General features: G+C 74.4%; 21 protein-coding genes. 8 read left to right on the top strand and 13 right to left on the bottom strand.

What is annotated here, in order from left to right; all coding sequences use genetic code 11:
• Nucleotides 1-56: 56 nt before the first annotated feature.
• The 4 genes from Asera_RS22160 to Asera_RS22175 form a co-directional block, all read right to left on the bottom strand.
• Entirely contained in the window at nucleotides 57-1,076 is a 1,020-nt protein-coding gene (locus Asera_RS22160; RefSeq protein ID WP_030445904.1) for a fatty acid desaturase family protein, read from the bottom strand.
• A gap of 47 nt (nucleotides 1,077-1,123) precedes the next feature.
• Nucleotides 1,124-2,731, bottom strand: coding sequence for a S41 family peptidase (locus Asera_RS22165; RefSeq protein WP_084131338.1), 1,608 nt, complete (start codon nucleotides 2,729-2,731; stop codon nucleotides 1,124-1,126).
• A gap of 96 nt (nucleotides 2,732-2,827) precedes the next feature.
• Entirely contained in the window at nucleotides 2,828-3,091 is a 264-nt protein-coding gene (locus Asera_RS22170; RefSeq protein ID WP_030445906.1) for a type B 50S ribosomal protein L31, read from the bottom strand.
• Between the two features lie 126 nt (nucleotides 3,092-3,217).
• The gene (locus Asera_RS22175) at nucleotides 3,218-3,985 is read right to left on the bottom strand and encodes a VOC family protein (RefSeq protein ID WP_030445907.1); all 768 of its coding nucleotides are present in this window, start codon (nucleotides 3,983-3,985) and stop codon (nucleotides 3,218-3,220) included.
• Between the two features lie 245 nt (nucleotides 3,986-4,230).
• Here Asera_RS22175 and Asera_RS22180 point away from each other — a divergent pair, with 245 nt between their 5' ends.
• Entirely contained in the window at nucleotides 4,231-4,866 is a 636-nt protein-coding gene (locus Asera_RS22180; RefSeq protein ID WP_035296375.1) for an IMPACT family protein, read from the top strand.
• A gap of 21 nt (nucleotides 4,867-4,887) precedes the next feature.
• Nucleotides 4,888-6,252, top strand: a complete 1,365-nt coding sequence (gene ggh / locus Asera_RS22185; RefSeq protein ID WP_030445909.1) for a glucosylglycerate hydrolase — start codon at nucleotides 4,888-4,890, stop codon at nucleotides 6,250-6,252.
• A gap of 102 nt (nucleotides 6,253-6,354) precedes the next feature.
• On the opposite strand, the gene Asera_RS22190 is transcribed toward ggh, so the two are convergent.
• Nucleotides 6,355-6,615, bottom strand: a complete 261-nt coding sequence (locus tag Asera_RS22190) for a hypothetical protein (protein WP_030445910.1) — start codon at nucleotides 6,613-6,615, stop codon at nucleotides 6,355-6,357.
• A 100-nt stretch (nucleotides 6,616-6,715) separates the two neighbouring features.
• Nucleotides 6,716-7,258, bottom strand: coding sequence for a helix-turn-helix domain-containing protein (locus tag Asera_RS22195; protein WP_030445911.1), 543 nt, complete (start codon nucleotides 7,256-7,258; stop codon nucleotides 6,716-6,718).
• A gap of 88 nt (nucleotides 7,259-7,346) precedes the next feature.
• On the opposite strand from Asera_RS22195, the gene Asera_RS22200 reads away from it, so the two are divergent.
• A complete protein-coding gene (locus tag Asera_RS22200) occupies nucleotides 7,347-7,838 on the top strand; it encodes a YbaK/EbsC family protein (RefSeq protein ID WP_030445912.1) in 492 nt (163 codons plus the stop codon).
• A 64-nt stretch (nucleotides 7,839-7,902) separates the two neighbouring features.
• Here Asera_RS22200 and Asera_RS22205 read toward each other — a convergent pair whose 3' ends face one another.
• From Asera_RS22205 to Asera_RS22230, 6 genes are all read right to left on the bottom strand, one after another.
• Nucleotides 7,903-8,445: a hypothetical protein gene (locus Asera_RS22205; RefSeq protein ID WP_157034779.1), complete on the bottom strand. Its 543-nt coding sequence runs from the start codon at nucleotides 8,443-8,445 to the stop codon at nucleotides 7,903-7,905.
• A 90-nt stretch (nucleotides 8,446-8,535) separates the two neighbouring features.
• The gene (locus tag Asera_RS22210) at nucleotides 8,536-9,189 is read right to left on the bottom strand and encodes a response regulator transcription factor (protein ID WP_030445914.1); all 654 of its coding nucleotides are present in this window, start codon (nucleotides 9,187-9,189) and stop codon (nucleotides 8,536-8,538) included.
• On the bottom strand, nucleotides 9,186-10,556 hold the full coding sequence (locus tag Asera_RS22215) for a sensor histidine kinase (protein ID WP_157034780.1): 1,371 nt from the start codon (nucleotides 10,554-10,556) through the stop codon (nucleotides 9,186-9,188). The genes Asera_RS22210 and Asera_RS22215 overlap by 4 nt, the downstream gene beginning before the upstream one ends.
• Nucleotides 10,557-10,616: 60 nt before the next feature.
• A complete protein-coding gene (locus tag Asera_RS22220) occupies nucleotides 10,617-12,428 on the bottom strand; it encodes a PH domain-containing protein (protein ID WP_244843983.1) in 1,812 nt (603 codons plus the stop codon).
• On the bottom strand, nucleotides 12,425-12,925 hold the full coding sequence (locus Asera_RS22225) for a PH domain-containing protein (RefSeq protein ID WP_244843984.1): 501 nt from the start codon (nucleotides 12,923-12,925) through the stop codon (nucleotides 12,425-12,427). The genes Asera_RS22220 and Asera_RS22225 overlap by 4 nt, the downstream gene beginning before the upstream one ends.
• A 49-nt stretch (nucleotides 12,926-12,974) precedes the next feature.
• On the bottom strand, nucleotides 12,975-13,151 hold the full coding sequence (locus Asera_RS22230) for a hypothetical protein (RefSeq protein WP_157034781.1): 177 nt from the start codon (nucleotides 13,149-13,151) through the stop codon (nucleotides 12,975-12,977).
• 1,180 nt (nucleotides 13,152-14,331) lie between these two features.
• Here Asera_RS22230 and Asera_RS22235 point away from each other — a divergent pair.
• Genes Asera_RS22235 through Asera_RS22245 form a run of 3 tightly spaced genes read left to right on the top strand, consistent with a single transcriptional unit; the run spans nucleotide 14,332 to nucleotide 16,010 of the window.
• Nucleotides 14,332-14,904 (top strand): helix-turn-helix transcriptional regulator, encoded by a 573-nt coding sequence (locus Asera_RS22235; protein ID WP_169745830.1) that lies wholly within the window; start codon nucleotides 14,332-14,334, stop codon nucleotides 14,902-14,904.
• Nucleotides 14,901-15,446 (top strand): hypothetical protein, encoded by a 546-nt coding sequence (locus Asera_RS22240; RefSeq protein WP_211255558.1) that lies wholly within the window; start codon nucleotides 14,901-14,903, stop codon nucleotides 15,444-15,446. The genes Asera_RS22235 and Asera_RS22240 overlap by 4 nt, the downstream gene beginning before the upstream one ends.
• Before the next feature lie 60 nt (nucleotides 15,447-15,506).
• Nucleotides 15,507-16,010 carry a mycothiol transferase gene (locus Asera_RS22245; protein ID WP_030445920.1) on the top strand — a complete coding sequence of 168 codons (504 nt, stop codon included), beginning with the start codon at nucleotides 15,507-15,509 and terminating at the stop codon, nucleotides 16,008-16,010.
• Between the two features lie 138 nt (nucleotides 16,011-16,148).
• Here the strand turns inward: Asera_RS22245 and Asera_RS22250 are convergent, their stop codons facing one another.
• Nucleotides 16,149-17,561, bottom strand: coding sequence for a threonine/serine exporter family protein (locus tag Asera_RS22250; protein ID WP_211255559.1), 1,413 nt, complete (start codon nucleotides 17,559-17,561; stop codon nucleotides 16,149-16,151).
• Between the two features lie 423 nt (nucleotides 17,562-17,984).
• On the opposite strand from Asera_RS22250, the gene Asera_RS22255 reads away from it, so the two are divergent.
• The gene (locus Asera_RS22255) at nucleotides 17,985-18,983 is read left to right on the top strand and encodes a sugar ABC transporter substrate-binding protein (protein ID WP_030445922.1); all 999 of its coding nucleotides are present in this window, start codon (nucleotides 17,985-17,987) and stop codon (nucleotides 18,981-18,983) included.
• A 96-nt stretch (nucleotides 18,984-19,079) separates the two neighbouring features.
• Nucleotides 19,080-20,120 (top strand): ABC transporter permease, encoded by a 1,041-nt coding sequence (locus Asera_RS22260; RefSeq protein ID WP_030445923.1) that lies wholly within the window; start codon nucleotides 19,080-19,082, stop codon nucleotides 20,118-20,120.

Raw genomic sequence — 20,120 nt, forward strand, 5'->3', positions numbered from 1 at the left:
GTGCGCCACCCCCAGATGCCCGATGCGGCAACGCTTTCAGGCATCCGGACGCGGTGTCAAGAGCGTAGTGGTTCGCCAACCTCGTGCAGCGCCTGCAGGGCCCGTGCGTACGAGCGGGGCAGCGACTCCTGCTCGTAGTCGACGCCGAGTTCGGCGCAGTAGGCGGCGACGATCGGTTGCGCCCGGCGCAACGCCGGTCGCGGCATCGACGGGAACAGGTGATGCTCGATCTGGTAGTTGAGGCCGCCGAGCATCCAGTCGGTGACCGGTCCGCCGCGCACGTTGCGGGAGGTGAGCACCTGGCGGCGCAGGAAGTCGAGCTGCACGTCCGGCCCCAGTACCGGCATGCCCTTGTGGTTCGGTGCGAACGACAGTCCCATGTAGACGCCGAACAGCGCCTGGTGCAGCGCCATGAACGCGATCGCCTTGCCCGGCGAGAGCACGGTGAAGGCGACGGCGACGTAGCCGACCACGTGCAGGCCGAGCACCACGCCCTCCAACACGGGGTGGCGTACCTTGCGGCCGAACGCGGACCGGAACCCGGCCACGTGCAGGTTGAGCCCCTCCAGCGTCAGCATCGGCAGGAACAGGATGCCCTGCCAGCGGGTGACGAACCGCTGCACGCCGGAGGTGTCCTCCGCCTGCTCCTCGGTCCAGCGCACCACGCCTGCGGCCACGTCCGGATCGGCGCCGACCTGGTTGGGATGCGCGTGGTGCCGGTTGTGCTTGTCCGCCCACCATCCGTGACCGAGGCCGATCAGCAGGTTGCCCGCGACCAGCCCGATCCGTTCCGCGCTGCGGCGCGACGACACGACCTGCCGGTGCGCCACCTCGTGCCCGACGAACCCCACCTGGGTGAACGCCACGGCCAGCAGCGCGGCCGTACCCAACTGCCACCACGAGTCACCGACCAGCGCGAACAGCAGCCACGCGCCGACGTACAGGGCGGCGGTGGAACCGAGCGCGAACACCTGGTAGACGGGCCTGCGGCGCAGCAGCCCCGCCGCCGCGATCCGTCGGGACAACTCTGCGTAGTCACTGCCGGTGCCACGTCGGACGACGGTCGGTACGGACATCGCGGCTCCTGACTGGTCGGGGGGACAGCGCCTCCAGCTTCCGCGAGTCACCGGGCCGGCGCAGTGCCGCACGCACCCGGATCCGTACTGGTGCCAGCCCCAGTACGCGCTCGGTCGTGGTCGAGGTGGTCCAGCGCCAGCAGCACCGCCGCGTTCGGGTCGAGGTCGTACTCGGCAGCCGTCAGTGGCACGTCCGGGCGCAGCAGCGTGCCGTTGTCCGGTTCGTCCGGCAGCGACACCGACCATTTGAAGGAGACCATGCCGCGAAGTCCGGAATGGTGGAGCTGGAACGGCAGGATGTCGATGAAACAGTTGGCCGCCTGCGCCGGTGCGGTGCCGACCACGGTCGCGCCGTGCCGGCGCAACGCCAGCAGTACGTCGAACCCGGCCGAGAACGTGAAGGCGTCGACCACCACCGCCACCCGTGGCGCCGGCGGGATGGCGGCCCGGGCGAGCTGCCGGTCGAAGGCGGGCAGCCGGCTCCGCAGTTCGGTCAGTGCGGCCCGGCGCCGTCGGCGGCGGGCGTGCGGGTCGGAGCGCGTCGCGAGCCAGTCGCGTTCGGCACCGAAGTCGTAGCCGGGGGTGGCGGGGCTGTCGCGGTAGTGCTGGAAGTACCGCGGCGAGTACCGCGGCACCTGGTAGCCCTCGTCACCGTCGAGCACGCCGTCCACTCCGTACAGCAGGGTGGCGAGGATGTCGCCGATGATCGAGTTGCCGCCCGGACAGTGCCGAAGGTCGACCACGAGCCGATCGCCTCCCGCGGTGCGCAGCCGCTCGAGCAGCCCGCCGATGGCCTCGCTCGCCGACGGCACGAGCGCGATCCGTTCGTCGACCCCCGGCGGTGCACCGGTCACACCCAGCCGCTCCAGCGCGGTGTCCAGTCGCTCGCCGAGCAGCCAGTCGACGCCGTCGACCCGGGCGTTCTCGAACACCTCCCGGTAGCCCAGGAGCTCGCCGAGTCGCAGGTAGCCGACCGGGCCCAGCATCGCCGTCGCGATCCCGCTCGGCCCCGGTACCGGCAGCGGCAACCTCGAGGTCGGCGCCAGCCGGTCGGCCGGTCGCGGCCGCCACGGCGCCAGCGTCACCTCGGCCGGCCCACCCGAGGTGGCGAGCTCGACCCGGCGGTCGCCCGCCGCACCGGTCAGCAGGCTGGCCGCGGCCGGGTCGTCCAGCGCCTGGGCGAGGTGGACCAGGTTGCCGTGCGCGTTGTCGTACCCGCGCAGCCGCCGCATCCGCCCGACCAGCTCGTCGAACGCGACGCCGTCGACCGCGCGCAGCCGGGCGCGAAGCAGCGGCCGATGGCCGGCGGTGTGGACGGCGCTGACGACGAGGGCCCCGTCGACCACGTCCCAGTCGATCCCGTACCGGGGCGCCGCGGGATCGGTGAACGACCGGCGGCCGGGCGGGAACAGCGCGGTGTGTGCGTCCCGGACGCCGGCGGCGAGCCGGGCCAGCCGCCCGTACAGGGCGGTGGCGGTCAGGCCGGACGCCGGTATGGCGGCCCGCGTCTCGGACACCGCCCGCCAGAACGCCACGGCGCCGCCGAACCCGTGGTACGCGTCCGGGTGCGCATCGGTCAGTACCTCGACGAGGTGGTCGAGATCGGCGCGCGCCGCGGCGCCGGACATGGCCTCGTCCGCCGTCGGTGAGTCCATGGCGGCAGGCTAGTGGCGCGCACACCCGGCTTGCGGGGCAGAAAGCCGCGCGCGTCACGGGCCCGCGCCACGAAGCAGCCGCGGTGGGTCGCCGGCTCAGCTGGGGCGGCGGGTCGCCCGGTCGCCGTAACGGCGGCGGAACTTCTCCACCTGGCCGGCGGTGTCGAGCACGCGGCGCTGCCCCGTCCAGAACGGATGGGACGCCGCGCTGATGTCGACCACCACGAGCGGGTAGCGGTTCCCGTCGGGCCACTCGACGGTCTGGTCGGACGTCTCGGTCGAGCGGGTCAGGAAGCTCTCGCCGGTACTGCGGTCCTGGTAGACGACCGGGTGGTAATCGGGATGGATGCCGGGTTTCATGGGGATTCGCCCTCCACGCTGCGTGCTGCTCGGGTACCCGTTCCAGGTTCCCGCCGCCGGGCCGGTCATGCGCGCCGGAACCCCGATCCCGCCATCGGCGTGACCCGGCGCGCGCAGCGCCGGCGCTCACCCGTTGTTCGGGCCGGCCAGCTTGAACCGGGCGTCGTTCGGATCGTCCAGCACCGCCAGCCGCCCGTACGGGGTGTCCTCGGCCGGGCGCACGATCGTCGCGCCGAGCTCGACCGCGCGGGCCGCGGTGGCGTCCACGTCGTCGGCGGCGAAGTAGATCGACCAGCCCTTGTCCGCGTCCGGCGTGCCGCTGCCGTCCATCACGCCGGCGAGCTGTTCGTCCCCGTCGCGCATCGTGGTGTACCGGAACTGCGGGGTGTCGGCTTCGGTCGCGGTGTGCCAGCCGAACACCGTGCGGTAGAAGCCGAGCACGTCGTCGTACCGGTCGGTGTGCAGCTCGAACCAGCCCGGCGCACCGTCCACCGCGTACTCCAGGAAGCCCTGGTGCCGCTCCGGCTGCCAGACCCCGATCAGGGCGCCGTCCGGGTCGGTCACCAGTCCCATCGTGCCCAGGTCGGCGACCTGCATCGCCGACGACACGACGGTGCCGCCGTTGCCCGCCGCGGCGTCCAGCGTGCCGGCGGCGTCGTCGCTGGCCAGGTAGACGCCCCAGGCGTCGGTGGCGTCCGCGCCGGTGGCCGGCATCATCCCGGCGACCGGCGCGCCGCCGCGTTCGAAGGTGCTGTAGCCACCGAACTCGGCGGCGGGTTCGTTCGCCTGCCAGCCGAACAGGCCGGTGTAGAAGCGGCGGCTCGCCGCCTCGTCGGTGGTGGACAGGTCGAGCCAGCAGGGTGCGCCGTGGGGTGGCGCGGTACGGGTGCTCATCGGTGTGCGTCCCCTCGTGTCCGGATCGCCCGGCGCCCGATCGCCGGCGCCGCGGTGACGGTGTCTGCCGGTACTGACGAGTGCATCGTCGGGAACTCATCGCCGTCCCGCGGCCGTGCGCGCAGGTCCACACCCCCGGGGTGGCCGAGCCCGACGAACCGGTCGCTGTCGGGCGAAAGGTCGGGGCACCGGTCCGCCGATAGTGTGGAGCCGGAACGAGGGTCCGGACCTTTCGAGGGGGCGGCGTGACGACGGGCGGGTTCCGGACCGTGGCGGCCGACGTGGAGTACGACGTCGAGGTGAAGCGGTCGCTGTTTCGCTGCACGCTGCGCCGGGTCGCCGACGAGGACGCCGCGCGGGAGGTCATCGCGCAGGTTCGCCGGGCGCACTGGGACGCCCGGCATCACTGCAGCGCGTACGTGCTGGGCCGCGTGCCGGCGGTGGAGCGCTCCAACGACGACGGCGAGCCGGCCGGTACGGCCGGAGCCCCGATGCTCGCCGCGCTGCACGGCGCGGAACTGACCGACGTCGTCGCGGTGGTGACCCGCTGGTTCGGCGGGGTGCTGCTGGGCACCGGCGGTCTCGCCCGCGCGTACCGGTCGGCGGTGGCCGGCGCGATCGACGCCGCGGGGGTCCTGGTCCGCCGGCCGGTGACGCTGCTCGCCGTGGCCGTCGACCACGCGCACGCGGGCGGGGTGGAGCACGCGCTGCGCGCCGCCGACCCGGGCGCGGTGCGCGCCGTCGACTACACCGCGGACGGCGTGCGGCTGACCCTCGCGGTCCCGCCGGATCGGGTCGAGGCGGCACGCACCCTGGTCGCCGAGCAGACCGCCGGTACCGGCCGGCTCACCGAGACCGGCAGCGACTACGCGAACGCCTGAGCGGCGAGGAGAGGGGACGGCGTGGACGAGCGGCTGTGGTCCGCGGCGGCGGCGGTACTGACCGGCAACGACGCGGGCGGCTGGACCCGGGCGGCGCCACAGCTGTACCCGCACCAGTGGAGCTGGGATTCGGCCTTCGTCGCGGTCGGCTGGGCGCACCTGTCGGTGCCCCGCGCGCTGACCGAGCTGCGCAGCCTGTTCGCCGGCCAGTGGGCGAACGGGATGGTGCCGCACATCGTGTACGACCCGGCGGCGCCCGCCGAGGCGTACTTTCCGGATGCGGCCCGCTGGGGCACCGGCGTCGCCGCGGCCGCACCGGACCGGCCCACGTCCGGGATCTGCCAGCCGCCGGTGCACGCGCTCGCGCTGGCGCACATCGCCGAGGTGGCCGACCGCGCCCGCGGGTCGGCGGGCCGTCCCGGGGTGCCGAACTCCGGCGCGGCGGGCCCGGCCGGGGCGCGCGGCGACGCCGAGGCGGTCGACGCGGCGCTGACCGAGCTGTACCCGAAGGTGCTGGCCTGGCACCGCTACCTGGCCACCGAGCGCGACCCGCAGGGCAGCGGGCTGGTCAGCATCTACCACCCGTGGGAGTCCGGTACCGACAACTCGCCACGGTTCGACGTGGCGCTGGCCCGGGTCGAGGTCGGCGACCTGCCGCCGTACCGGCGGCGCGACACCGGGCACGTCGCCGATCCGGCGCAGCGGCCCAGTGACACCGAGTACGACCGGTACCTGTGGCTGGTCGAGCTGCTGCGGCGGGCCGGCTACGCCGACGACCGGATCGCCGCGACGCATCCGTTCGTGCTCAAGGACGTGCTGTTCAGCGCGATCCTGGTGGCCGCCAACGACGCGCTGGGCCGGATCGCGGCGCGAATCGGCGCGCCCGCGGCCGACCGCGCGGCGATCGCCGGCTGGCGGGACCGGGGTCGCGCCGCCGTCGACGCCTGCTGGGACCCGCGGCTGCGACTGTGCCTGGACCAGGACGTCCGCGCGGCCACTCCGGTACGCTGCCGCACCGTGGCCGGGTTCGCCGGCCTCGTCGCCGGGGGTGACCGCCGGTCCGAGCTGGTCGCCGAGCTGACCTCACCGCGGTTTGCCGGCGATCCCCGGATGCGCTGGCCGGTACCGCCGTCCACCAGCCCCGCCGACCCGGCGTTTCGGCCCCGCACGTACTGGCGGGGGCCGAGCTGGCCGGTGCTCGGCTGGCTGCTGTGGCGCTCGCTGGGCGAGCATCCCGCGGCGGCCGCACTGCGGGCGGCGTCGCTGGAGCAGGTGCGTACCGCCGGGTTCGCCGAGTACGTCGAGCCGTTCACCGGCGAGCCGCTGGGCTCACCGGACCAGTCGTGGACCGCCGCGGTCACCCTGGACTGGCTCGCCGCCGGTTGACCTGCCGCGCGGCCGAGCCACGCCGACTGCGGCCGAACCGTACCGTCGCGGGGCCTGCCCGGCCTGCCCGGCCTGCCCGGCCTGCCCGGCGTGCCCGGTGGGTCAGCCGGGATGCGCGCCGACGGTGTCGCGGATCGACTCGGCCGCCTCGCCGCCGTCGGCGCGGGCGCAGTGCGCGCAGCAGTACAGGTGGCTGCCGACCTCCACGCCGTGCCCGATCACCCGGCACGAGCAGTGCTCGCAGATCGGCGCCAGCTGCTGGATCGCGCACTCGAACGAGTCGAACACGTGGGTCTGACCGCCCAGCGTGTGAATCTCGAACGCCATCCAGTAATCGTTGCCGCAAACCTCGCAAATGGCCATGGTCGCCCCCGTGTCGGCCGCTCCTTGCGCCCCAGTCTGGCCGGCGCCACCGCCGCTGTCCGCCGTTTCGCCCAACCACCGCCGGCCGTCGCGGCCGGCGTCATCCGGGACCGGTGCCGGCGGAGGCCGGGTAATGGACGGTCAGCAGCCCGTGCGCGGTGGCATCGGTGCAGCGGTACCGGTGGGCCACGTCGGCGGCGAACCGGACGTGCCCGCCGGCGTGCACCGTCACCGGCGCGTCCACCGGCCCGACCAGCACCGTCCCGGCCAGCACGATCAGTTGCTCGTAGGTGCCAGGGGAGTGCGCGGCCGAGCGCTGGTCGGCGCCGGCCCGGATGTCCACCCGGTACGCCTCGGTGACGAGGTCACCGTCCGTGCGCCGCTCGATGAGGCGGGCGTCGACCGCGGCGCCGGACACCGCGGGCGCGTCGCCGGCGGGCCCGGGCAGCACGGCCGACAGCGGCGCGTCGAGCGCGGTGGTGAGGGCGTACAGGGTGGCGAGGGTCGGGTTGCGCTGCCCGGACTCCAGCCGCGACAGTGTCGCCTTGCCGATGCCGGAGCGCCGGGCCAGCGCGGACAGGCTCAGCGCCCGGGCCTCGCGCAGCGCCCGCAACCGGTGCCCGACCTGCTCGGCCAGCTCCATGCGCCCTCCTCGTCGCCGCCGGTACCGGCTTGACCGTACCGGAGCGTACTGGCTACCGTTCCATATACGAAACGAAAGTGAGGTGGAGATGACTCAGCTCGATCCGACCGCCCTGCCCGAACGAAGCCGCCAGGTTGCCGATGCGCTCGCCGCGGCCGGCGTCGCCGCGACGATCCGCCAGCTCGCCGACTCGACCCGGACGGCCGCGGCGGCCGCGGCGGCGCTGGACTGCGAGGTCGGTGCGATCGCCAACAGCCTGGTGTTCGTCAGCGACGACGAACCGGTACTGGTGATGACCAGCGGCGCGCACCGGGTCGACACCGAGGCGCTGGCCCGCCGCTGGGGCCGCGGGCCGCTGCGCCGCGCCACGCCCGACCAGGTACGGGCGGCCACCGGCCAGGCGATCGGCGGCGTCGCACCGGTCGGCCACCCCCGGGCCCTGCCGGCCGTCGTGGACGAGGCGCTCACCGGCTACCCGGTGGTGTGGGCCGCCGCCGGCACCCCGCACACCGTGTTCGCCACCACGGCCGCCGACCTGGTCCGGCTCACCGGCGGGCGCCTCCTTCCGGTCACCGCCTGACCCGCGCACGCCGCCGGGCCGGGCGGCGTGCCCCGGCTCCGGTCTCCGACCGGGTGCGCCGGACTCATCGCCGAACTCGGGCGAGAGCATCTCCCGGTGACCGGATGCCGCTGGGCTCCGCGGTTCCGGCCGGAGAGCCCAGCGCCCGCACCCGCTTCGCCAGCACCAGCTGCTGCACCCCGAGCGTCATCGCGAGTCCCAGCCAGAGCGACCCGGCCCGTTCCGGTTCGCCGAACGCGAGCTGACCGCCGGCGGCGAACCCGATCCGTACCGCGATCGCGGTGAGCCACCACAGCAGCGTGCGGGCGTTGCCGCGCCGCCAGGGTGTGCCGTGCTCGTCCAGCCAGAGCCGCATCGACCTCGCGCGGGGCATCGCGAGCGCCGCCGAGACGGCGAGCGAGGCGACCAGCAGCGCGATCCCGGTCGGCGTCGCCGCGGCCGGACCGGGCGGTAACAACCCGAACACCAGCAGCACGACGACCCAGATCAGTCGCCGGGCGCGTACCGGTCGCGGCACGAACTGCCGCACCAGCACGAACGCCAGGATCACCACCGTCACGGCCGCGTTGATCGCCGTCATCGCCGTCCCTCCCACCCCGGAATCCACGCCGACGACGCTAGGTGCGCGGGTGGTGGCGGCGCATCGGAGCACGCTCCGAACCGGCCCCTACGACCTCGGGCGGAGCCCCGCCGCCGGTCAGGGCCGGGCGTGGCCGTGCCGGTACGCGTAGCGCACCAGCTGCGCGCGGTCCCGGCTCCCGGTCTTGGCGAGCAGGTGGGTGATGTGCGTCTTCACGGTGGCCGCCGACACCGTCAGCGCGGCCGCGATCTCGGCGTTGGACTCGCCGCCCGCGATGTGGGCGAGCACCTCCGCCTCCCGCGCGGTGAGCGCCGCCGCGTCCGGCGCCGCGACCCCGGCCGGGATCCCGCGGGCGTACGCGTCGAGCAGCCGCCGCTGCACGCTCGGGTCCAGCAGCGCCTCGCCCCGCGCCACCGTGGTGATCGCGTGCTCGATCTCGGCGGCTTTGGCGTCCTTGGTGACGAAGCCGCGGGCGCCGGCGTGCAACGCCGCGAAGACCCACTCGTCGTCGGAGTACGTGGTGAGCACGACGATCCGGATCTCCGGATGGTCGGCCAGGATGCGCCGGGTGGCGGTCGGGCCGTCGCAGCGCGGCATGGACAGGTCCATCAGCACCACGTCGGGACGCAGCCGTCTGGCGCTCGCGATCGCGTCCAGCCCGTCGACCGCGGTCCCGACGACGTCGATGCCGTCCAGCAGCCCGAGCAGCATGGTCAGCCCGTCCCGGACCACCCGCTGATCGTCGACCACCAGCACCCGTACCGCCGTCACCGCGCCTCGCCCGGTCCGTCGTCGGTGGTCAGCGGCAACCGGAGCACCACCGAGTACCCGTCGCCGGTCGGCCGGGCGACCAGCCCGCCGCCGAGCAGCTCGGCCCGTTCGGCCATCCCCGCCAGCCCCCACCCGCCCGACGGAGCCGCACCGGCCGTGTCCCCGCCCACCGCCGCCTCCGATCCGGTACCGGCACCCGTGCCCGCCGTCGTCTCCGACCCGTCGCCGGCACCCGCGCCCGCCGCCTCCGGCCCGGTACCGGCACCGCCATCCGCCGCCTCCGGTCGGGTACCGGCACCGCCATCCGCCGCCTCCGGTCGGGTACCGGCACGCCTGGCGGCTGCTGCCGGGTCGTCCGCGACCGGATTCGTTGCGGCGCCACCGGAGTCGGTCACGGACACGGTGAGCTGCTCGGCCGCCCAGCACACCGCCACCGACGCGCGGGCGCCGGCACCGGCATGCCGCACCGTGTTGGTGAGCGCCTCCTGCACCATCCGGTACACCGCGAGGCCGACCTCCGGGCCGACCGGCCGCGGTTCGCCGGTCACCGTGTACTCCACCGGCAGCCCCTGCTCCTGCCGCGCCCGGGCGGCGAGGGTGGCCACCAGCGCCGGGCCGGGCAGCGCGGCGCCGCGCAGCGCCGCGACGACCTGGCGGGTGTCGGCGATCCCCGACCGGGTCAGCTGGTGCGCCCGGCCCAGCGCGGACCGCAGCCGCGGGTCGGCGCCGGTACGCTCGGCGAGCACCTTCGCGGCCTCCAACTGCAGCGCCAGCCCGGCGAACGTGTGCGACACGATGTCGTGTACCTCCCGGGCCAGTGCGCCGCGTTCGCGCAGCACCGCGGCCTGTTCGACGGCGGCGCGGGTGGCCGCCTGCTGCTCGACCAGCCGCTCGGCGCGGTCCCGGGCCGCGGCACCGAGCGCGGCCAGATCGCCCACCAGGTACATGAAGCCGGCGCCGAGCGCGAACACCGCGGTGACGGCGACGGGGACGCCGGCCCGCAGCAGCACACCGCCGAGCAGCACCACCAACGCCGCCGCGATCGGCCCGGACACCCGTACCGGCAGCCGCATGGCCAGCCGGATCAGGGCGACGTAGCTGATCAGGTAGCCCAGCCCGTCGGGCGCGATCGCGGTCGACGCGATCCCGAGCAGCCCGAACCCGGTGGCGAGCAGCGCCTGCCCGGTGGTCCCGGCGGAGCGCGAGACGACCAGCACCGCCCAGATCGCCGCCGCGAGCACCGCTGCCACGGTGACCGCGACCCGGGCGCCCACCGGGATGTCGGCGAACGCACCGGCGAACAACGCCACCGCGACGGCGAGCGTGCCCAGCGCGGCCGCCCAGCGGCGCTCCCGCGGCCATCCCATCCGCCCTCCCGCGCTCACGATCCGGCCGGTACCGGATCGCACCAGGTCCGCCACCGGACGCTAACCCGCGGACCGGCCGGCGGCATCGGAGCGCGGTCGGACCGGGCTACGACCGTGGTCGGAGCCGCTACCGGCGGGCGCCAGGAACGCGGTGAGCAGGCCGGGCAGCGCGGCGTCGGCCAGCCCGGTGGCCTCGTCGATCGGCAGGTCTGGTACGGGATAGGCCTGCTCGCCGCCGGCGGTGGTGGCGGTGAGCGTGGCGAGCCCGGCGCGGCGCTGGAAGAACGACCGGCGCAGGTTCCAGCCGATGATGCCGTCGGTGGGCAGTGCACTGCGCCGCCGGACGAGGCTGCCGCGCCCGGCGACGAGCGTCCCGTCGACCAGCGCATGGCCGAGCCCCCGGTAGCGGTCCGCGGCCACCAGGACGGCCAGCACGAGCAGTACCACCGTGGCGACCGGGACCCAGTCGGGCACCGGAAGCAGCGCGTGCGCCACCACGGCGGCGACCGCCAGCAGCGCGCACGGCACCAGCGCCCGGGTGTACCGGCGGCGCCGGGCGGCCGGCCCGTGCGGGGTCAGCGGCACCGTGATCGGCTCTGCCCGCCCCAGTACGGCGATCGCCACCCGCCGTGCCTCGGCGCGGGGCGCGGAGGGCAGCAGCAGCGAGCCGCCGCGTTCGGCGCCGCGGCCGACCCGCAGCCCGGTGGCGATCGCGATGCACCGGGCCCCACCGACGGCGCGCAGCAGCAGCGGCTCGGACACCTCGACGCCGCGCAGCCGCCGCTCCTCCAGGGTGATCGCCCGGGTGGTGATCAGGCCGCGGGTGACGTGCAGCGTGCCGCCGGGTAGCCGGGACAGCCGGAACCCCCAGAACGCCAGCACGTAGCCGCAGGTCGAGGCGATGGCGGCGAGCACCAGCAGGCCGAGTACGACCTCGCCGACCAGCAGCGGCAGCGAGGTGTGCAGCACCCGGTCGGCGAGCTCGCGGGTCGCGCCGTACCGGGTGGGGTCGAGGTGGAACTCGTTGACCAGCCGGGACAGGAACGCGCCGATGACGCCGACGGTGACCAACCCGGAGAGCGTGAACGGACCGTAGGAGATCCAGCGCGGCGACAACCGGGCCAGCTCGGTACCGGTCGGCGGTGCCGGCGGCGTCCACGGGAACCCGCGCGCTGCGGACCCGGCCCGCGCTCCGGGCCCGGCCGCCGGCGAGCCGTCCGCCCTGTCCCCGGCAGCCGTGGCCCCGGCGGTCGCGGACGCGGCTGTCGCGGACCCGGCGGCCGGGCCGGGCCCGGCCCGGTGCAGCAGTTCCTCGCGCAGCTCGGCGGCGGTCGCCGCGTTGAGCGCGTCCAGCCGCAGCCCGTCGGTGCGGCTGCGGTCGGACAACCCGGTACCGACGGTGACGCGGGCCAGGCCGAGCACCCGGTGCAACGCCGGCGCGCTGACGTCGACGGTGCGGATCCGGTCCCGGCGGACGGACAGGACCCGCCGGTTGAGCACCCCGCGGCGCACCTGTACCTGCTCGGCCGAGATCCGGTAGCTCGTGGTCAGCCAGCGCAGGATCCCGAACGCGATCGCCGCCGCGGCGCCGACGAGGCCGTAGATCGGGCCGTTGCCCGAGGTGGTACCGGCGATCAGCAGGCCGAGCAGCGCCGGCAGGAACTGCAGCAGCGACTGCACCGGGTGGATCAGCAGCATGCGGTTGGACAGCCGGCGCCACTCCGGTACGTCGTCGGCACGGGGCACCGCGCCCCCGGCGCCGGCGGGCACGTCGCGGTCGTCCGGCGGTACGCCGTCGGCCGGCGGGTCGGTGTGCCCGTCCGGCGCCACCGCGTCGTCGCGCGGGTCGGGCGGCTCGGCGGGGGTGGTCACGTCGCGTCGCCCCGCTCGGCCTGGGTGTCGGCGGTGAGCTGGTCGACCACCCGCAGCGCGTCGTCGCGGTCCAGGCCGTGGATGCGCAGCGGGCCGGCCGCCGAGGCGGTGGTGACGGTGACGTTGGTCAGCCGGAAGATCTGCTCGAACGGGCCGCGGTCGGTGTCGACGGTCTGGATCCGGGACACCGGTGCGATCCGCCGCTCCTGGTTGAACCAGCCGGACTGGGTGTACACCGCCTCCGGGGTCACCTCCCACCGGTGCACCCGGTACCGCCACTGCGGCATGACTATCAGGTGCGCCGCGGCGAGCAGCACGGTGACCGGCAGCGTCACCACCCACCAGTGCCGCAGCCAGCCCCAGCCCACCACCAGCGCGACGACCTGCGCGGCGACCAGCACCAGCCACAGCGGCGCGGCGCTCGCCGTCCAGTACCAGATGGCGCGTCGGTGCACCCGGTGCCGCGGCGGCCGCAGCTGCATGGTCTGCTCACTCACGCCGCAACGATGACACATGCCGGCCCGCGGGCCGGAGCGCGCCGGTGGCTCAGCTGCCGGTGGGCTCGTCCGCCCGGTCCGGCCCGTCGCCGGTCAGCGCCCCGGCGAGCAGCGCGCGCAGATCCTGCAGCCGGTCGTTCGCCTCCACCAGTACGGAGGCGGGGCCGGGCCGATGGGTGTCGCGCAGTACGACCGGTGTGTCCGAACCGCTCCTGCGGTTGCTCATCTGTCACTCCCGAAACGGCGGTGTCTCAGCCTGTTTGTCGAGATATGTACGACTGCTGCCGGCGCCAGCGTAGTGCCCCGCCGGGGCGGTCGCCAGCGGTCTTGCAGACTCGTACAAACGGTGGATGTGCCCGCTTGCGCCATGATCATCTAAGACGCACCGTCTTTATGTGTTCACCCTTTGTGGCGACACGCCGGCTTCGTTGCGCCGACACGCTTGCCACGCACAGTTGCGGGTGGCAGTGTCGGAACGGTCACGGAAAGCCCTTTGCCGGTGGCGATGGGTGGCAGTGGCTCCGACCGCGTCCAGCGGTCGGATCACGTTCTCCGTGCCCTCCCGGGGGTTGTGTCTTGCCGTCGCTGGTATGCATTCCGGCGCCGGCCCACCGATACCGCGCGTACCGGTGCGGCCGGTCGGCAACACGCCCGGCTGTGCCGGAGGGTGATCGCGCGCCACAGCGGTGCGGCTGCGCTGGTGGCGCTGGGCGACGACCCCGGCCGATACGACGACAGGCGCGGATCGACACCCGCACCGGCGGTGTCCTCGTAGCGCAGGCGCCCACCGCCGGTTCGCGCATCCCGGCCGGCGTCCCGGCCGACCCGGCCGATTCACGCGTTCGGCCGGCCAGCGTGGGCCGACCGGCTCGGACGGGCTGGGCCGTCTGGCCCGTATCCTCGCCCGGCCGTATCTCGGCGCCGGGCGTTGCGTTGTGGATGTTGCAGGCAGAAGACCGCGCGCCCGCCGGCCGGCATCGCCGCCCGGAGAGGGGGCGCAGCAGTACCACCTCACAGGTGCCCGAACATCAGGTACCGGGATGCGAGGTACCGCGATGCCCGGCACCGGAATGCTCAGGACCCGGATGTCCGAAACCGGGATGTCCGAAACCGGGATGCTCACGATCCCGATGCTCAGAACCGGAATGCTCGGCGAGGCGCCGACCCGTGACGGGTCGACACGCACGCGGCGCGGACGGCCCGCGCGCGGTGTCACTGCGCTCGCGCCCACCCACGGCGGCGGCACTGCCGCGCCAGTCAGAGCCGTCCGTCTCCGCTCCGTGCCGCGCCGCCGCCCGGGCGACCCCGGCCGATCCCAGCTTTCGGAAGGGACCCGCAATGAACGTGCGTAAGCGAGTGAATCATCGACATCGTGCGGCTGGGTGCCACATCGAGGAGGAATGGCGATGAGCGTTGCCACGCTCCCGGCCAGACCCGACTCCCCGCCTGGTCCCACCCGTACCGTACTGGCCTGTGTGCCGGCTGGCGCGGCCGCCCGACTGCTCGCCGAACGCCTCGTCGCCACCGGCAACGGCCACCTGGTACGGCTGGCCACCACGCCCCGGCAGGCGCTGACCTGCTACACCCGGCAGCACACCGACGTGGTGCTCGTCGACTACCGGTTCGCCCGGGACCCGATCACGGTGCTCGGCCCGCGCCGCTCGCCGCACACCGCGGTGATCGTGGTGGACGTCGGCGCCGACGGAGACCTGTTGCTCGCGGCGGTCGCCGGCGCCGTGACCGGTGCGCTGCGGGTGGCGCCGCGGCGGCCGCCGCGGCCACCGATCCGGCTGACCGGGCGCGAACAGCAGGTGCTGCACGCGCTGTGCGACGGTGCCACGAACGAGGAGATCGCCGAACGGTTGTGCATCGGCGCCGACACGGTCAAGACGCACGTACGCCGGCTGTACGACAAGCTCGGCGCGCGCCGCCGCACCCAGGCCGTCGCGCTGGCGCTGCGTGCGGGGCTGGTCGAGTGAGGCTGGCCGGGGTCGACCGGACCGCGGTCGACCGGTACGCCGACGCCCTGCAGCAGCTTGCGCTCGCGGCGGCGGCCGGTGCCGACCGGGTCCGGTCGTCCACCGCGGACCCGGTCGGCCTGGCCGGTGAGGTCGGCGCGGTCCTCGCCGGCGCGTACCGCGGCGCCACGGTGGCGCGGGACCGCTTCCTGCACCCGGACGGTGCGGCCGATCCCGGCGCCGCGCGCGGGCTGCTGCCGGACACCGCCGGCGCCGGGCAGAGCCTGCCGCCAGTGGCCGACGATGAGCTGCCGCGGTTGTTCGCACTGTGGCGCCACCGCGACCCGACCGGCCAGTCCGGTACCGGCGTCGTGCTGTTCGGGGTGGCGTTTCCCGGCGGCCCGGTGCTGACCAGGTGGCGCGGCCTGACCACCGGCATCTACCAGCTGGGCCTGTGGAACAGCGTCGACGAGGTGCTCGCGGTGCACGGCCACCGGGGCGCGACCGAGCTGATCTGGCTCAGCAGCCCGGCCGCTCGCCGCGACCGGACTCCGGAAGCCTGACTCCGCCGACTCGCGCGTGCCCGCACGGGACACGTCCCGACGCTGCCTAGACTTGGCCGAATGCGAAGTGCTGAACTGCTGATCGACTCACTCGACCGGGTCCGCGAGGTCGTACACGGCGCCGTCGAGGGGCTCTCCGACGAGCAGCTGGCCTGGCGGGCCGACCCGCAGGCGAACTCGATCGCCTGGCTGGTCTGGCATCTGACCCGGGTGCAGGACGACCACGTCGCCGACGTCGCCGGTACCGGGCAGGTGTGGGCCGAGGGTTGGGCCGACCGGTTCGGGCTGGGGCTGGCGGTCGGCGACACCGGCTACGGACACCGCAGCGACCAGGTCGCCCAGGTGCGGGCCGGCGCCGAGTTGCTGGCCGGCTACCACGACGCGGTGTTCGAGCGCAGCCGCCACTACCTCGACGGGCTGTCCGACGCCGACCTGGACCGGATCGTCGACGAGCGCTGGGATCCGCCGGTCAGCCTGGGAGTGCGGCTGGTCAGCGTGATCACCGAGGACAACCAGCACGCCGGCCAGGCCGCCTTCCTGCGCGGCCTGGTCGAACGCCGCTGACGCGACCGCCGGCGGCGGACGGGCCGCCGGCCCGGCGCTGGCGGGACCGGGCCGCCGGCTGGACGCCGGAACCGGCCCTCGGCTCGGTAGCCGCAGGTGCCAGCCGGGCCCGGCTGCACGCCGGCCCCGGCCTTCGGCTCAGTAGCCGCGGGTGCGGCGGGCCGCCGGCCGGCGACGCGGGCTCGTTCCGACGATGCCGCCGCGGTTGCGGGCCCGCACCACCTCGCCGGCCAGCGCGATACCGGCGGCCAGCGCGAACGCGGTCGCCAGCGCGGTGAACAGGCTGACCAGCCCGGTGTTCAGCGAGTTGTGGCTGATCTGCAGCAGGCCCCGGTAGAGCGGCGTGCCCGGCAGCAGCGGCGCGATCAGCGGCACCGTGTAGGCCATCGCCGGCGCCCGGTGCCGCGCCGCCATCAGGTGTGCTGCGAAGCCGATCAGCGCCGCGGCGATGCCGGCGGAGAGAATCGGCATCACGTCGACGGTGCGCAGTGCCGAGTAGACCACCCAGATCGCGCCGCCGCCGATCGCCGCCGTCGGCAGCGCCTTGAGCGGTGCGGCCAGCGAGATCGCGAACGCCACCGAGATCGCCACCGCGGCGAGCACCTGCAGCGGCCCGAACGAGGCGAGCGAGGTCGGCAGGTCCTCCACCCGCAGCGGCAGACCGAGGTGGACCGCGCCGTACACGGTGAGGCCGACGCCGCTGACCAGCGCCGCGACGATGAAGAACACCTCCAGCAGCCGGGCCGCGGACGACACGTACGCACCGGAGATGCCGTCCTGGACGGCGGCCACCAGCGGTCGCCCGGGCAGCAGCGCCATGATCGAACCGGTCACCACCGCGCTGGCCACCACCGGCAGCCCGGCCGCGATCACCAGCACCGCCAGCAGCGATCCGATCGCCGCGCCCACGGCCAGCTGGAAGAACTCGGCGATGCCGCGGCGGGCGAGGTAGGCCCCGGTGCGGTCGGCGAGCAGGGTGGCGAGGAAGGCCACCACGGCGACCAGCGCGCCACCGCCGGCCAGTACCGACGCGGAGGCGGAGATCAGCGGCAGCGACAGCGTGATCAACAGCGCCGGGTACGGCGGGCGGGCCCGCTTGATCTCGCGCAGCCGGTCGAACGCGGTGTCCAGGTCGACCAGACCGATCGCCGCGTCCTGTACCAGCCGATGGGTGGCGGCGAGCCGGTCGTAGTCGGGCAGCCGGCGGCGTACGGTGCGCTCGCCGGTGGCCGGCGGCGCGCCGTCGGTCGGCACGCAGGACAGCGAGATCGAGGTGAACGTGACGGTGGCCTCGCTGCGCGGCAGCCCGTAGGCCACGGACAGGCCGCGCATCGCCTCGCTGACGTTCTCGGTCGCCTCACCCGAGGCGAGCAGCAGCTCGCCCACCCGCAGCGCCAGATCCATGGCGCGGTAGGTCTCCGCGTTCGCCGCCTCGTCCGGCTCCTCCGGCGTGGCCGGAGTGCCGGCGATGGCGCGCTCGCGCATCCGCTCCCACACGGTGCGGGCGCGACGCAGCTGCCGGACGTCGAAGCGCTCAAGGGTCTGTGGCATGGCGAACCTTTGCGGGGGTGGTGGGGGTGGTGGGCAGCACCTTGCGCCGGTCGTGGAAGACCGTGCGGAAAGGCGGGACGGGGGTGTGGGCACGGCTCCTCGGAGCGTGCATGGCCAAGTCTAGGTACGCATCCCCGGGCGCGGATATTCCAGCCGCCGTGATCTGGATCGCCTCGCCCCGAAGGGGTCGTCCGTCTGCCCGAGTCGGCGGCGAAACCCGCTGCCCCGTACCGGAATCCGGGTTCGGTTGCGGCGGCGCCCGGCTCGATCGGGTGGCCTCGGACACGGAGTCGGCGGTGCGGATCGGACGAGCGCGGAAAGCGGCGATGTTCTGGACCAATGACCGTCAACCGGGCATGCTGACGGCGACACGTTCGGCTGCCGGTCCGGCGGCCGGCGGCGAGCCCTGGTGAGGGAGGTCGGATGCTGCACGCGAGGCGCCGGTTCGCCGGCGCGGTGCTGCTCGCCCTGGCGCTGACCGCGGTGGCGGGCTGTTCGAACCGGGTGGACAGCGGCGCGACCGCGGCCCCGACCGTCACCCCGGCCGCGCGGGGCGGCACCCACACCCTTCGGGTGGCGGTGGTCACCCACGGCGCGCCGGGAGACCCGTTCTGGGCGGTGGTGAAGAACGGCGCCGTGCAGGCCGCCAAGGACCTGCACGTACGGGTCAGCTACCAGGGCTCGGGCGTCCCCCAGACCCAGGCGCAGTACATCGACGCGGCGGTCAACCAGCACGTGGACGGGCTGGTGGTCTCGATGGCCAACCCGGACGCGCTGAAGGCGTCGATCCAGCGGGCGGTGGGCCAGGGCATCCCGGTCATCACGATCAACTCCGGCGAGGCGCAGTCCGCCGCGTTCGGCGCCATCACCCACGTCGGGCAGGACGAGTCGGTCGCGGGGGAGGCCGCCGGCGCGCGGCTGGCGAAATCCGGTGCGCACCACGTGCTGTGCGTGATCCACGAGGCCGGCAACATCGGCCTGACGCAGCGCTGCCAGGGCGCGGCGAAGGGGCTTTCCGGCACGCTCGACACGTTGCAGGTCAACATCAACAACCTGGCCCAGGTGCAGGCGACGATCCGGGCGAAGCTGACCGCCGATCACTCCATCGACGGGGTGCTCGCGCTGAACCCGGCGGTGGCGATGGCGGCGGTGGCGGCCGAGTCGGGTACCGGATCGAAGGCGAAGATCGCCACCTTCGACCTGTCCGGCGACGTCACCTCGGCGATCGAGCAGGGCCGGGTGCTGTTCGCCGTCGACCAGCAGCCGTACCTGCAGGGCTACCTGCCGGTGCAGCTGATCAAGCTGTACCACGACAACGACAACACGCTCGGCGGCGGCAAGCCGGTGCTGACCGGGCCGGGCTTCGTCACCAAGGACAACGCCGCGAAGGTCGCGCAGCTGGCCAAGGAGGGCACGCGATGAACGCCGTCGAGGCAGGCGGTACGGGTACCGCCGACGTGATCGCTACCGCGGAGGCGGCGTGAGTACCGCCGACGTGATCGCCGCAGCGGAGGCGGCGTGAGTACCGCCGAGGGGGTCGCGGACGAGCGGCTGGCGAGCAGTTCGGTGGTGCGCCGGCTGCTGGTCCGGCCGGAGCTGGGTGCGCTGATCGGCGCGATCGTGGTGTTCGTGTTCTTCGCCGTACTGTCGCCGACGTTCCGGTCGCCCGCCGGCATCGCGAACTGGCTCGACCCGGCCTCGACGCTGGGCATCATGGCGGTCGCGGTGGCGCTGCTGATGATCGGCGGCGAGTTCGACCTGTCCGCCGGGGTGCTCACCGGCACCACCGGCCTCGCGGTGACGATCATCGCCACCCGGTTCGGCCTGAACGTGTGGCTCGCGGTGGCGATCTCGCTGGTACTGGCGCTGGTCGTGGGGCTGTTCAACGGCCTGCTGGTGGTGCGCACCGGGCTGCCGAGCTTCATCGTGACCCTCGGCAGCTACCTGGTCCTGCAGGGGCTCAATCTCGGCGTGACGAAGGTACTGACCGGCAACGTGCTGGTCGGCGGCCTGGTTGGCCGGCACGGCTTCTCCTCGGCGCACCTGGTCTTCTCGTCCTCGGTGGTGCTTGGCGGAACCTACTTCAAGGTGTCGATCGTGTGGTGGCTGGTGCTCACCGCGCTCGCCACGGTGGTGCTGTTGCGGACCCGGTTCGGCAACTGGGTGTTCGCGGTCGGCGGCGACCAGGTGGCGGCTCGCAACGTCGGGGTGCCGGCGGCCCGGACCAAGGTGCTGTTGTTCCTGACCACCGCGACCGCCGCCTGGCTGGTCGGCACGATCACCGCGCTGCGCAACACCTCGGCGCAGGCCGACGCCGGTGTGGGCGACGAGCTGACGTTCATCGTCGCGGCGGTGATCGGCGGCTGCCTGCTGACCGGCGGGTTCGGTTCGGCGATCGGCGCCACGTTCGGCGCGCTGATCTTCGGGATGACCTCGGTCGGCATCGTCTACGCCGGCTGGGACGCCGACTGGTACAAGCTGTTCCTCGGCGCCATGCTGCTACTCGCGGTGTTCGCCAACCGGTTGGTCCGGCGGTACGCGGAACGGCGGCGAGGCTGA

The sequence above is a fragment of the Actinocatenispora sera genome (genome assembly GCF_018324685.1).
GTDB classification, from domain to species: Bacteria; Actinomycetota; Actinomycetes; order Mycobacteriales; family Micromonosporaceae; genus Actinocatenispora; species Actinocatenispora sera.